The sequence below is a fragment of the Micromonospora sp. CPCC 205558 genome (assembly GCF_036902955.1).
In the GTDB taxonomy this organism is placed as follows: Bacteria; Actinomycetota; Actinomycetes; order Mycobacteriales; family Micromonosporaceae; genus Micromonospora.
The window spans coordinates 24,572-37,088 of the sequence record NZ_JBAKHR010000002.1; the positions used below are offsets into that span (position 1 = coordinate 24,572).

Annotated in this window: 10 protein-coding genes; 9 read left to right on the plus strand and 1 reads right to left on the minus strand. The window is 70.3% G+C overall.

The window, feature by feature from the left end:
• The first annotated feature begins 27 nt into the window (after positions 1–27).
• From V6U86_RS02500 to ahcY, 3 genes are all read left to right on the plus strand, one after another.
• Positions 28–1,035: a cation diffusion facilitator family transporter gene (locus tag V6U86_RS02500; protein WP_334497913.1), complete on the plus strand. Its 1,008-nt coding sequence runs from the start codon at positions 28–30 to the stop codon at positions 1,033–1,035.
• Between the two features lie 3 nt (positions 1,036–1,038).
• Positions 1,039–2,202: a mannose-6-phosphate isomerase, class I gene (gene manA / locus V6U86_RS02505; RefSeq protein ID WP_334497915.1), complete on the plus strand. Its 1,164-nt coding sequence runs from the start codon at positions 1,039–1,041 to the stop codon at positions 2,200–2,202.
• 279 nt (positions 2,203–2,481) lie between these two features.
• On the plus strand, positions 2,482–3,981 hold the full coding sequence (ahcY, locus tag V6U86_RS02510) for an adenosylhomocysteinase (protein ID WP_334497917.1): 1,500 nt from the start codon (positions 2,482–2,484) through the stop codon (positions 3,979–3,981).
• 401 nt (positions 3,982–4,382) lie between these two features.
• Here the strand turns inward: ahcY and V6U86_RS02515 are convergent, their stop codons facing one another.
• Positions 4,383–4,529: a hypothetical protein gene (locus V6U86_RS02515; RefSeq protein ID WP_334497919.1), complete on the minus strand. Its 147-nt coding sequence runs from the start codon at positions 4,527–4,529 to the stop codon at positions 4,383–4,385.
• Between the two features lie 136 nt (positions 4,530–4,665).
• Between V6U86_RS02515 and efeU the strand changes: the two genes are divergently transcribed.
• From efeU to V6U86_RS02545, 6 genes are all read left to right on the plus strand, one after another.
• Positions 4,666–5,562: an iron uptake transporter permease EfeU gene (gene efeU, locus V6U86_RS02520; RefSeq protein WP_334498604.1), complete on the plus strand. Its 897-nt coding sequence runs from the start codon at positions 4,666–4,668 to the stop codon at positions 5,560–5,562.
• A gap of 22 nt (positions 5,563–5,584) precedes the next feature.
• Positions 5,585–6,718, plus strand: coding sequence for an iron uptake system protein EfeO (gene efeO / locus V6U86_RS02525; RefSeq protein ID WP_334497921.1), 1,134 nt, complete (start codon positions 5,585–5,587; stop codon positions 6,716–6,718).
• A gap of 25 nt (positions 6,719–6,743) precedes the next feature.
• On the plus strand, positions 6,744–8,021 hold the full coding sequence (efeB, locus tag V6U86_RS02530; RefSeq protein ID WP_334497923.1) for an iron uptake transporter deferrochelatase/peroxidase subunit: 1,278 nt from the start codon (positions 6,744–6,746) through the stop codon (positions 8,019–8,021).
• A gap of 224 nt (positions 8,022–8,245) precedes the next feature.
• Positions 8,246–8,935 carry an MtrAB system response regulator MtrA gene (gene mtrA / locus V6U86_RS02535; protein ID WP_030331519.1) on the plus strand — a complete coding sequence of 230 codons (690 nt, stop codon included), beginning with the start codon at positions 8,246–8,248 and terminating at the stop codon, positions 8,933–8,935.
• A gap of 12 nt (positions 8,936–8,947) precedes the next feature.
• The gene (gene mtrB, locus V6U86_RS02540; RefSeq protein ID WP_334497928.1) at positions 8,948–10,705 is read left to right on the plus strand and encodes an MtrAB system histidine kinase MtrB; all 1,758 of its coding nucleotides are present in this window, start codon (positions 8,948–8,950) and stop codon (positions 10,703–10,705) included.
• A gap of 32 nt (positions 10,706–10,737) precedes the next feature.
• Complete coding sequence (locus V6U86_RS02545) at positions 10,738–12,513, plus strand: LpqB family beta-propeller domain-containing protein (protein WP_334498606.1); 1,776 nt, start codon at positions 10,738–10,740, stop codon at positions 12,511–12,513.
• The last annotated feature ends 4 nt before the right edge of the window (positions 12,514–12,517 follow it).

Consider the following 12,517-nt stretch of genomic DNA (forward strand, 5'->3'; position numbering starts at 1 on the left):
CTTCGAGTGGCGAAGCGGAGCGGTGGCATGAGTGCCAACGGTGGGACGAAGGCGATCGTCGCCGCCCTGCTGGCCAACGTCGGCATCGCCGTCACCAAGTTCATTGCGTTCCTGCTCTCCGGCTCGTCGTCGATGCTGGCCGAGGCGGTCCACTCGGTCGCCGACTCCGGCAACCAGGGTCTGCTGCTGCTCGGTGGCAAGCGGGCGAAGCGCGCGGCCACCCCGGAACACCCGTTCGGGTACGGCCGGGAGCGCTACATCTACGCGTTCATCGTGTCCATCGTGCTGTTCAGCATCGGTGGCCTGTTCGCGCTCTACGAGGCGTACCACAAGTGGGACCACGCGGAGGGCATCAAGTCCTGGCACTGGCTGCCGGTGGCCGTGCTGGTGGCGGCGATCATCATGGAGTCGTTCTCCTTCCGGACCGCCATCAAGGAGTCCAACCACATCCGGGGCAACCAGTCCTGGGTGCGCTTCATCCGCCGGGCCAAGGCGCCGGAGCTTCCGGTGGTGCTCCTGGAGGACTTCGGCGCGCTGGTCGGTCTGGTGTTCGCGCTGTTCGGTGTGGGGATGACGCTGATCACCGGCAATGGCCGGTGGGATGCCGCGGGCACCGCGATGATCGGCATCCTGCTGGTGGTCATCGCCATCGTGCTGGCCATCGAGACGAAGAGCCTGCTGCTCGGTGAGGGCGCTGAGGCGTCCGACGTGGCGGCCATCGAGCGGGCCGTCACCGACGGCCCCGAGGTGCAGCGGATCATCCACATGAAGACGCTCTACCTGGGCCCGGAAGAGCTGTTGGTGGCCGCGAAGATCGCCGTTCCGGAGTGGGAGAGCGCCCACGACCTGGCTCGCGGCATCAACGCCGTGGAGGCGCGGATCCGTGCTGCGGTGCCGATCGCCCGGGTGATCTATCTGGAGCCGGACGTCTACAGCGTCGCCGCCGCCGAGGCCGGCACCGGTGCCGCCGCCGACACCGCCGTGCCGCAGCCGCAAGACGCGTCGGGCGAGGCGGCCGGGCGGCCCGGGGGCTGACGAATGGAGCCACTGTACGGACCGATCCGGGACTACGCCTGGGGTTCCCGTTCGGCCATCGCCCTCCTGCAGGGGCGCTCGGTGCCCAGCGCGGGTCCGGAGGCGGAGCTGTGGTTGGGGGCCCACCCGGGCGCCCCGGCCCACGTGGACCGCGCCGGTCTGCGGGTGAGCCTCTGTGACCTGGTGCGCGACGAGCCAGGGCAGTGGCTCGGCCAGCGGGTGTCCGAGCGGTTCGGCAATCGGCTGCCGTTCCTGCTCAAGGTGCTCGCCGCCGACGCTCCGCTGAGCCTGCAGGCCCATCCGGACGCCGAGCAGGCGCAGGCCGGCTACGCGGCGGAGGCGGGGCGTCCCGAGGGGCAGCGCAACTACTCCGACCCGCACCACAAGCCGGAGTTGCTGGTCGCGCTCACCCCGTTCGAGGCGCTGTGCGGGTTCCGGGATCCGGCGGAGTCGGCCGAGGCGCTCGCCGCGTTCGGCGTACCGGCGTTGGCACCGGTGGTCGCCGCGTTGCGGGCCGGGCCGGCGGGGCTGCGGACGGCGGTGCGGACGTTGCTCGGCTGGCCGGCCGCCAAGCGTCACGAGCTGCTGGCTGCCGTGGTGGCAGCGCCGGTCGACGGCCCGGACGCGGAGCTGACCCGCCGCCTGGCCAAGGCGTACCCGGGGGATCCGGGTGCGCTGGTCGCGTTGTTGTTGCACCACCTGCGGCTGGTGGCGGGGGAGGCGATCTGGATGCCGGCCGGCAACCTGCACGCCTACCTGAGCGGCTGCGGAGTGGAGATCATGGCGGCCAGCGACAACGTGTTACGCGGCGGCCTGACCCCGAAGCGGGTCGACGTCGAGGAGTTGTTGCGGGTTCTGCGCTTCGAGGTGCTCGACGATCCGGTACGGGCCGCGCAGCCGGTCGGCCCGGGCGTGGACTGGTGGCCGGTGCCGGTGGACGATTTCGCGTTGCACCGGGTGCGGGTCGACGCGGCGGTGCCCTCGGTGACGCTGCCGCTGCCCGGTCCCCGGGTGGTGCTCTGCGCTGGCGGTTCGATCACCGTGGACGACGGCGCCGGCGCGTTGACGTTGGTCTCGGGCGAGGCCGCGATCGGCACGGCGTCCGAAGCGCCGTTGCGGATCGACGGCGCGGGTACGGCGTACGTGGCGACGGCCGGGCTGCGCTGACCCGCACGCCGAGAACGACACAAGTCCGACTTTCCCGGAATAGCTTGACGTCGCCTTTGCCGAGTGTGACTCTATGAGTACGCAGCGTTATCGCGACGACGGTCCGAGAACGTGCGGGGGAAACCAAACCGGGGGGATGCGCGGGGCGGGCGGGATGTGGGCGGGAAGGTCCGTCCACCACCGACCGCCCCGTGCGCTGTCCGTGGACCGTGCCTGATGCCCGTCGTCGACCCGCGTAAGGTGGAGAGTCGGCGCAGACATCGTTCGACAGGAGCTTTCATGACCAGCACCCTCCCGGCGTCCGCCAGCGGCACGCCGTCCGAGGCCCGGCCGAGCACGCTCGCCGACGGCGACTTCAAGGTGGCGGATCTGTCGCTCGCTGAGTTCGGGCGTAAAGAGATCCAGCTCGCCGAGCACGAGATGCCCGGCCTGATGGCGATCCGTCGGGAGTTCGCCGAGGCGCAGCCGCTCGCCGGCGCGCGGATCACCGGCTCGCTGCACATGACCATCCAGACCGCCGTCCTGATCGAGACGCTGGTCGCGCTCGGCGCGCAGGTGCGCTGGGCGTCCTGCAACATCTTCTCCACCCAGGACCACGCCGCCGCGGCGATCGTCGTCGGCCCGGACGGCACCCCCGAGGCGCCGGCCGGGGTTCCGGTGTACGCCTGGAAGGGCGAGACCCTGCCGGAATACTGGTGGTGCACCGAGCAGGTGCTCGCCTGGCCCGACGGGCAGGGCCCGAACATGATCCTCGACGACGGCGGCGACGCCACCCTGTTGGTGCACAAGGGCGCCGAGTTCGAGAAGGCCGGGGCGGTTCCGCCGGTCGAGTCCGCCGACTCCGAGGAGTACGCGGTCATCCTCGAACTGCTGCACCGCTCGCTCGCCGAGGACAACCAGCGCTGGACCCGGATCTCCGCCGGCATCAAGGGCGTGACCGAGGAGACCACCACCGGCGTGCACCGGCTCTACGAGATGCACCGCGCGGGCACCCTGCTCTTCCCGGCCATCAACGTCAACGACTCGGTGACCAAGAGCAAGTTCGACAACAAGTACGGCTGCCGGCACTCGCTCATCGACGGCATCAACCGGGCCACCGACGTGCTGATCGGCGGCAAGATGGCGGTGGTCATGGGTTACGGCGACGTGGGCAAGGGCTGCGCCGAGTCGCTGCGCGGCCAGGGCGCCCGGGTCGTGGTGACCGAGGTGGACCCGATCTGCGCGTTGCAGGCCGCGATGGACGGCTACCAGGTCGCCACCCTGGACGACGTGGTCGAGCAGGCCGACATCTTCATCACCGCCACCGGCTGCTTCGACGTCATCACCAACGAGCACATGGCCCGGATGAAGCACCAGGCCATCGTCGGCAACATCGGCCACTTCGACAACGAGATCGACATGGCCGGGCTGGCCAAGCGTTCCGACGTCGAGCGGATCAACATCAAGCCGCAGGTCGACCTGTGGCGCTTCGCCGACGGGCACGCCATCATCGTGCTCTCCGAGGGCCGCCTGCTGAACCTGGGCAACGCGACCGGGCACCCGAGCTTCGTCATGTCGAACTCGTTCGCCAACCAGACGATCGCCCAGATCGAGCTCTTCACCAAGACCGAGGAGTACCCGATCGGCGTCTACGTGCTGCCCAAGCACCTGGATGAGAAGGTGGCCCGGCTGCACCTCGGCGCGCTCGGCGCAAAGCTGAGCACGCTGACCAAGGAGCAGGCCGCTTACCTCGGCGTCTCCACGGAGGGTCCGTTCAAGCCGGATCACTACCGCTACTGATCGACGTCTCTCCGGACCGGGTCGGCTGTTCGCAGCCGGCCCGGTTCGTCGTCTCCGCCCTGCCCCCACATGCTCGCGGTCGTGCCCGCCCTCCCGCGATCTGCCCTGCGCTCCCGCGATCTGCCCTGCGCTCCCGCGATCTGCCCTGCGCTCCCGCGATCTGCCCTGCGCTCCCGCGATCTGCCCTGCGCTCCCGCGATCTGCCCTGCGCTCCCGCGATCTGCCCTGCGCTCCCGCGATCTTGCAGTTTCGGTTGGAGATTTGCGGCTTTAGGTGCGATATGTCGCCGCAGAAAGTGCAAGATCGCGGGGCTGGGGCTGGGGCTGGGGCTGGGGCTGGGGCCGGGGCCGGGGCCGGGGCTGGGGCCGGGGCCGGGGCCGGGGTGCGGGGCCGGGGCTTCGTCAGCTTCGGCGGGTGGGCCGGAACCAGGTCCAGATGCACCAGGCCAGCCAGCCGAGCGAGACGAGGGTGGCCAGTGCCCGTAGGCGTAGTGCGCTGAGTAGCAGCACCACGGCCAGCACCGTCAACCACGGCAGGAATCCCCTCACGGCGCGATCTTCGCACAGTGGGTTCACCGTGGGCAGGGTGAGCTTGTCATGAACGACTTGACGCGGGCCTTGAGCAGGGAGGAAGGTATGCCTGCCCTAAGTAAGCACAGGCGTGCCTAACCTACCCGGAGCCTGGATGTTCGCCACCTATCTGATCGGCCTGCGGGAAGGGCTGGAAGCCACCCTGGTGGTCAGCATCCTGGTCGCCTTCCTGGTGAAGTCGCAGCGCCGGGACCGACTGCCGCAGGTCTGGGCGGGCGTGGGCCTGGCCGTGGCGCTCTCGGTGCTCTTCGGCTGGTTGATCGAGTACACGTCGACCTCGCTGCTGTCCCGCTCCGACGATCGTGAGTTGTTCGAAGCGATCACCTCCGTCGCCGCCGTGGTCTTCGTGACCTGGATGATCTTCTGGATGCGCCGGGCCGCCCGGACCATCGCCGGCGAGCTGCGGGGCAAGCTCACCGAGGCGCTGGCCGTCGGGTCCCTCGCCGTCGCCGGAATGGCCTTCCTTGCGGTGATCCGCGAGGGCCTGGAGACCGCGCTGATCTTCTACTCGGCGGCACAGGGCGCGGCCGGCGACAGCGGGCCGCTGCTCGCGTTGATCGGCGGCATCGTCACCGCCGTGGTCCTCGGCGTGCTGCTGTACGCCAGCGCCCTGCGAATCAACCTCAGCAAGTTCTTCACCTGGACCGGCGCGCTGCTGATCCTGGTCGCCGCCGGCATCCTCAAGTACGGCGTGCACGACTTCCAGGAGGCCGGCGTCCTGCCCGGCCTGAGCCACCTGGCCTTCGACATCACCAGCGTGCTCGACCCGAGCACCTGGTACGCGGCCCTGCTCGCCGGCATGTTCAACGTGACTCCTGCGCCCACCGTGCTGGAGACGATCGCCTGGGTCGGGTACGCCGTACCGGTGCTCCTGCTCTTCCTGCGACCGGCCCGGCCCAAGCCGGCACCCACCGCGACCACCACCGTCACCGAGCGCGGGGCCGACACCGGCGCCGAGGCCGAGGCGGCGTCCACGCCGCAGCGTGCCTGACCCACGAGGAGAGACAGCCCAGATGCGTACCACCCAGTTCTTCGCGCTGGCCGCCGCCGGCGTGCTGGCAACGGCCGGTCTGGCCGCCTGCTCCGACGCTGACAAGGGTGACGCGGCCGCGTCCGGCGGACCGATCGTGGTGAAGGCCAGCGACACCGCCTGTGAGGTCGCCTCGACCGACCTGGGTGCCGGCACCGCCACCTTCAAGATCACCAACTCGGGCGCGAAGGTGACCGAGTTCTACGTGTACGCCGACGGCGACCGCGTCATGGGCGAGGTGGAGAACATCGCCCCCGGGCTGAGCCGCGAGCTGCACGTGGAGTTGCCGGCCGGCACGTACCAGACCGCCTGTAAGCCGGGAATGAGTGGCAAGGGCATTCGGGGCGCGCTCAAGGTCAGCGGGTCGGCGCAGCCGCTCACCGCCGACGCCGCGCTGGGTGACGCCACCGAGAACTACCAGCGCTACGTCAAGAGCCAGACCAGCGCGCTGTTGGACAAGACCGAGGAGTTCGTTGCCGCGGTCAAGGCCGGCGATGTCGCGAAGTCCAAGGCCCTCTACCCGGTCGCCCGTACCTACTGGGAGCGGATCGAGCCGGTTGCCGAGATCTTCGGCGACCTCGACCCCAGGATCGACGGCCGCGAGGAGGTCATCGAGGAGGGGATGGAGTTCACCGGCTTCCACCGGATAGAGAAGGACCTCTGGCAGTCCGGTGACATCAGCAAGGACGGCCCGATCGCCGACCGCCTGCTGGTCGACGTCAAGGAGATCGTGGCCAGGGCGAACGCCGAGAAGCTCTCCCCGCTGCAGCTCGCCAACGGTGCCAAGGAACTGCTCGATGAGGTCGCCAGCGGCAAGATCACTGGCGAGGAGGACCGCTACTCGCACACCGACCTGTGGGACTTCGCGGCCAACCTCGAAGGTTCCAAGGCCGCCGTGTCCGCTCTGCGCCCCGCGTTGCAGCAGCGCTCGCCGGAGCTGGTCACGCAGCTGGACACCGAGTTCGCCAACGTCGAGGGTCTGCTCGGCAAGCACCGCGACGGCGACGGGTGGAAGCTGCACACCGCGCTGAGCAAGGCCGAGCTCAAGGAGCTCTCCGACGGGATCAACGCGCTCGCCGAGCCGATCAGCAAGGTCGCCGCGGCCGTCGCGAAGTGACCACAACGCAGAAAGAGTCGACTCGATGAGCGGGAGCAGGTTGACCCGGCGCCGGGCGATCACGCTGGCCGGCGCCGGGGTGGCCGGGGTCGCTGGAGTGGCGGCCGGCGCGGGGGCACTGCTGAACGGCTCCCATGGCCCGGCCACGGCGAGCGACCACCCGGCCGGGGCGGTGCCGTTCCACGGTGAGCACCAGGCCGGCATCGTCACCCCGGCGCAGGACCGGCTGCACTTCGTGGCGTTCGACGTGATCACCAAGGACCGGGCCCGGCTGGTCGAACTGCTTGAGGAGTGGTCGGCCGCCGCCGCCCGGATGACCTCGGGGCGGGATGCCGGGGTGCTGGGTGCGGTCGGCGGAATGCCGGAGGCCCCACCGGACGACACCGGTGAAGCGCTCGGCCTGCCTCCCTCGCAGCTCACCCTCACCATCGGCTTCGGGCCGACGTTGTTCCGCGACGCTGACGGGCGGGACCGCTTCGGCCTCGCCGACCGTCGGCCCGCTGCCCTTGCCGAGCTGCCGAAGTTCCCCGGCGACGCGTTGCAGCCGCAGCTCTCCGGCGGCGACCTCTGCGTCCAGGCCTGTGCCAACGACCCGCAGGTGGCGGTGCACGCGATCCGCAACCTGGCCCGGCTCGGCATGGGCGTGGTGAGCGTCCGCTGGTCGCAGCTCGGCTTCGGCCGCACCTCGTCGACCTCCCGGGACCAGGCCACCGCGCGCAACCTCTTCGGCTTCAAGGACGGCACGGCCAACCTCAAGGCCGAGGACACCGACCTGCTGCGCGATCAGTTGTGGGTGCAGCCGGGCGACGGGCCGGACTGGATGGCCGGGGGGTCGTACCTGGTCACCCGCAAGATCCGGATGCTGGTGGAGACCTGGGACCGGACCTCCCTCGCCGAGCAGGAGGAGATCGTCGGCCGGGCCAAGGGCAGCGGCGCGCCACTCGGTCGCAGCGACGAGTTCGACGAGCCCGACTTCGCCGCGCGCGGCGCGGACGGGAAGCCGGTGACCGCCGAGCACGCCCATGTCACGTTGGCCCACCCGAGCCGGAACAACGGCGCCCAGCTGCTCCGTCGGGGATACAACTTCGTCGACGGCTCGGACGGCCTCGGCCGGCTCGACGCGGGCCTCTTCTTCATCGCCTACCAGCGCGATCCACGCCGCCAGTTCGTGCCGATCCAGACCCAGCTGGCGCGACACGACGTGATGAACGAGTATCTGCGACACGTCTCCAGCGGGGTGTTCGCGTGTCCGCCCGGGGTGCGCGACGGCGGGGACTACTGGGGGCGTGGGCTGTTCGGCTGACCGCCGTCCGGATGGCGACAGCCGGATCGGCCCAGCCTGTGGTGGCGCCGGGCGGCGCCGAAGGGGGATCATGGTGGCAGCCTGACCCACGGCCATCCGTGCGCCAGGCACCGCAGCACGTGGCGCCGCCGCCGCGCACTGCGGCCACCGGTCTGACGGCGGCGCGATGCATTACCGGCGGACGCCGGTCCCACCGAACTGAATGAGGATGCAATATTAATCCCATGAGAGCCCGCGTACTGGTGGTCGACGATGACCCCGCGCTCGCCGAAATGCTCGGTATTGTGCTGCGCAGTGAGGGTTTCCTGCCCTCGTTTGTGGCGGACGGCGAGCGGGCGTTGGCCGCTTTCCGCGACAGTCGTCCCGATATCGTGCTGCTTGATCTGATGCTTCCCGGCATGAGTGGTATCGACGTCGCCCGGTCGATTCGCGCGGAGTCCGGCGTGCCCATCGTCATGCTGACCGCCAAGAGCGACACTGTGGACGTCGTGCTCGGCTTGGAGTCCGGCGCCGACGACTACGTGGTCAAGCCGTTCAAGCCCAAGGAACTGGTGGCCCGGATGCGGGCCCGACTGCGCCGGGGCGAGGACGTGGCCCCCGAGATGCTCACCATCGGGCCCCCCGACAACCAGATCACCATCGACGTGCCCGCGCACACCGTGAGCCGCAACGACGAGGAGGTGAAGCTGACTCCGTTGGAGTTCGACCTGCTGGTCGCGCTCGCCCGCAAGCCACGCCAGGTCTTCACCCGTGAGGTGCTGCTCGAGCAGGTCTGGGGCTACCGGCACGCGGCCGACACCCGTTTGGTCAACGTGCACGTCCAGCGGCTGCGGGCCAAGATCGAGCCGGACCCGGAGCGTCCGGAAATCATCCTCACCGTGCGGGGCGTGGGCTACAAGGCAGGGACCGGATAGCCTGGTCGCACTGTGTCAACCTCGCCGCCGCCACCCTCCCCGAGTACGACTACCCGCCGGCCCAGCGCCGGCGGGGAGCTCTGGCGCGCGGTGAGTGGTCGGGTCGCCCGGGTGGTGGGTCGGGCGCACCAGACCTGGCGCCGATCGCTCCAGGTCCGGGTCGTGACCATCACGCTGGTCGCGTCCAGCCTGCTGGTCGGCGGGTTCGCGTTCCTGATCGCTGACAAGATCACCACGATCCTGGTCGACAGCGCTCGCAGCGACGTCCGGCAGCGGGTGACCAGCGGTGCCAGCTACGCGGCCAAGCAGGTCTCCTTCTACGGGCAGCCGCAGGAGGCGCAGCTCCAGGAGACCATCGACGTCACGGTCAACTACCTGGCCGGCGGCGACCCTCAGCAGACCAGCGGGGTGGTGGTGGCGATCACCGCCGCCGACTATCCCACCGACATCCAGACGCGCACCTCCCCGTCCGCGAACGTCCAGCCGCTGATCACCCCCGAGCTGCGGGCCGCGATCGCCGACGGCAAGGTGGCCAGCCAGATCCGCACCGGTCGGCTCACCGGCGAGACCAGCAAATACCTGGTCTACGGCTCGCCGGTGCCCACCCGCTTCGGCCAGATCGAGCTCTACTACCTGGTGCCGTTGGGCCGGCAGGACGTCACCGCCGCCGATGCCCGAGCCACCGTGGTCGCCACCGGGGTCGCGCTGGTGATCCTGCTCGGGTTGCTCGCGGCGCTGGTCACCCGGCTGGTGGTCAATCCGGTACGGGTCGCCGCACGGACCGCCCAGCGGCTCTCCGCGGGCCTGCTCGATCAGCGGATGGTGGTCAACGGCGAGGACGACCTGGCCCTGCTCGCCGCCTCGTTCAACCAGATGGCCACCAACCTGCAACGGCAGATTCTGCGCCTGGAAGAGATGTCCCGGTTGCAGCGCCGCTTCACCTCGGACGTCTCCCACGAGCTGCGTACCCCGCTGACCACCGTCCGGATGGCCGCTGACCTGATCTTCGCTGAGCGGGACGAGTTCGACCCGGCCGTCGCCCGCAGCGCCGAACTGCTCCAGGCCGAGCTGGATCGATTCGAGGAGCTGCTCACCGACCTGCTGGAGATCAGCCGGTTCGACGCGGGTTTCGCCATGCTCGATTCCGAGCCGACCGACCTGGTGCCGGTGGTGCACCGGGTGGTCGACCGGCTGGCCGGCCTGGCCGAGCGGGTGGGCGTACCGATCGAACTCGACCTGCCGGGCACGCCGGTGATCGCCGAGGTCGACCCGCGCCGGGTCGAGCGGGTGTTGCGCAACCTGGTCGGCAACGCCGTCGAGCACGGTGAAGCCCGCCCGGTGCTGATCACCCTCGGCATCGACGAGACCGCCGTGGCGATCACCGTCCGCGACCACGGTGTGGGGCTGAAGGTGGGCGAGGAGAAGTTGGTCTTCAACCGGTTCTGGAGGGCGGACCCGTCCCGGGCGCGACAGACCGGGGGCACCGGGCTGGGCCTGTCGATCAGCCTGGAGGACGCGCGGCTGCACGGCGGCTGGCTGGAGGCGTGGGGTGCGCCCGGGCAGGGCGCACAGTTCCGGCTCACCCTGCCGGCCCGCGCGGGCGACCGGCTGACCACCTCGCCGCTGCGGCTGGTGCCGGCCGACGCCGCGCTGCCGTTCGGCGGCCCCCGTGACGGTGGCCCACTGGCCATCGGTCCCGGCACCGGCGGGGCGTTGGCGATCGGCCCGGCTCCGGCCGGGGACGGGCAGCGGACGGAGGTGCACTCGTGAGACGGCCCACTCTGTTCGGGGCCCTCGGCGTGATGGTGCTGTTGGGCGCCGGCTGTGGCATCCCGGCGGCATCCGACGTGCGGGTGGACGGCAAGGGTAGCGCCGCGACCGAGGCAGGTGTGATCAGCCGGGGCAGCGAGCCACCGACGCGGACGGCCAGCGGCAGCGTCAACGAGGCGTTCGTCCGCAACTTCCTGTCCGCCGCCGCCGGTGAGCCGGATCGGGCGTACGAGCGGGTCAAGGCGTTCATCGCCCCGGAGGACAAGACCCACCTACAGGAAAAGAAGGGCAGCGAGGTCGCGCTGAACGTGATCCGGCTGCGCGAGGCGGTCTACGCCCTCAACAGCGACTTGACCACGACCGTGACGATCACCGTGCAGCAGATCGGGGTGCTGCGGGCCAACGGCACCCTGGCTCCGCCGGTGGCGACCGAGACGGAGTACGACTTCGGCCTGCGCGGCGCGTCCTTCAACGGCGGCATCAACGATGAGCGGGCCGGCCTGTACGTCATCGACCCGCCCAACGTGCTGCTGCTCAGCGACACCGCGCTTCGACAGTATTACCAGGAGGAGACGATCTACTTCTGGAGTTCGGACCGCACCCGCCTGGTGCCCGATCAGCGCTACCGGCCGCAGGCGGTGCCGCCCGAGCGGCGGGTCAACGAGGTCGTGAAGTGGCTGGTCGGTGGCCCCTCCGACTGGCTGCGCCCGGGAGTCGTCGGGCTACCCGACCGTACCGAGCTGATCAACAACGCCACCGGCGGGAACGGTCGGTGGGAGGTCAACCTGGACATGTCCGGCGACGACCAGGACGGGATCGACCAGTTGATCACGCAACTCGCCTGGTCGTTGGGCGACCTGCCCGGCCAGCTGGAGTTGAAGATCCGCAACAACGCGCAACCCGTGGTGGACCTGAGCGAGCGGCGAGCCTCCGCGGCGCTCTACCCGCATGTCGCCAACCCGCAGCGGTTCGGCGTGTACGACGGCGCGATCCACCCACTTGACTTCGACGGCGAGCTCAGCGGCACCGTGCCGTTGGCCCCCGAGGTCAACCGCAACGTCGTCTCCGCCGGCCTCGGCCTGGCCAAGGACCGGCGGATCCTCGCCGCGATGGTGGTCACCGGCAGTAAGAACCGGTACCGGCTCGCCGTGGGCACGGGCACCGAGCAGGTTTCCGTGCTCAGCCGCAACAGAACCGACTACTCCTCGATCAGCCGGCCGGTCTGGCTGCGTACTGTCGACTCACGGCCGGGCCGGGGCCTGGTGGTGGCCGACGGACGGCTCTACCGGTTCGACGACGCGGCCCACATGTATCCGGTGCCGCTCAACCTGCCGTCGGCCGCGGTCACGGCGGTGGCCGCCGCGTTGGACGGCCAGCGGGTGGCGCTGATCGTCGGCGGCCGTCTCTACGTCGCCGCGGTCAACCTCGACGGCGGCGGGGTCTCCATCGGCCAGCCCCGAGAGTTGGTCACCTCGCTGACCAACCCGACGGCGGTCGACTGGGGCAGAGAGGACCAGCTGGTGGTGGCGGGGTCGGCCGGCCAGCCGGCGATCTACGAGATCAGTGTCGACGGCGCCCTGGAGACGCCGCTGCGGACCGACCTCGGCGCCAAGGTCAACCATCTGACCGCGTACCCGACCAACCGCAGCGTGCGGGCACCCAGCGGGGCCTACATGTACGAGGCGAACGGGGTGGCCTACCGCAGCAGCCCGTTCGAACGGATCGAGCCCAAGCGGGTACGCGACATCACCCCGGTGCCGGCCGGCGTGCGCCCGAGTAACCCGTCTGCGCCGTTCTTCCTCTACTGATCCG

Bases quoted from the DNA above. Each gene is read 5' to 3' on its own strand.
- efeO (WP_334497921.1), top strand. From the start codon at position 5,585: ATGCGTACCACCCAGTTCTTCGCGCTGGCCGCCGCCGGCGTGCTGGCA.
- efeU (WP_334498604.1), top strand. From the start codon at position 4,666: ATGTTCGCCACCTATCTGATCGGCCTGCGGGAAGGGCTGGAAGCCACC.
- mtrA (WP_030331519.1), top strand. From the start codon at position 8,246: ATGAGAGCCCGCGTACTGGTGGTCGACGATGACCCCGCGCTCGCCGAA.
- ahcY (WP_334497917.1), top strand. From the start codon at position 2,482: ATGACCAGCACCCTCCCGGCGTCCGCCAGCGGCACGCCGTCCGAGGCC.
- V6U86_RS02500 (WP_334497913.1), top strand. From the start codon at position 28: ATGAGTGCCAACGGTGGGACGAAGGCGATCGTCGCCGCCCTGCTGGCC.
- manA (WP_334497915.1), top strand. From the start codon at position 1,039: ATGGAGCCACTGTACGGACCGATCCGGGACTACGCCTGGGGTTCCCGT.
- V6U86_RS02545 (WP_334498606.1), top strand. From the start codon at position 10,738: ATGGTGCTGTTGGGCGCCGGCTGTGGCATCCCGGCGGCATCCGACGTG.
- efeB (WP_334497923.1), top strand. From the start codon at position 6,744: ATGAGCGGGAGCAGGTTGACCCGGCGCCGGGCGATCACGCTGGCCGGC.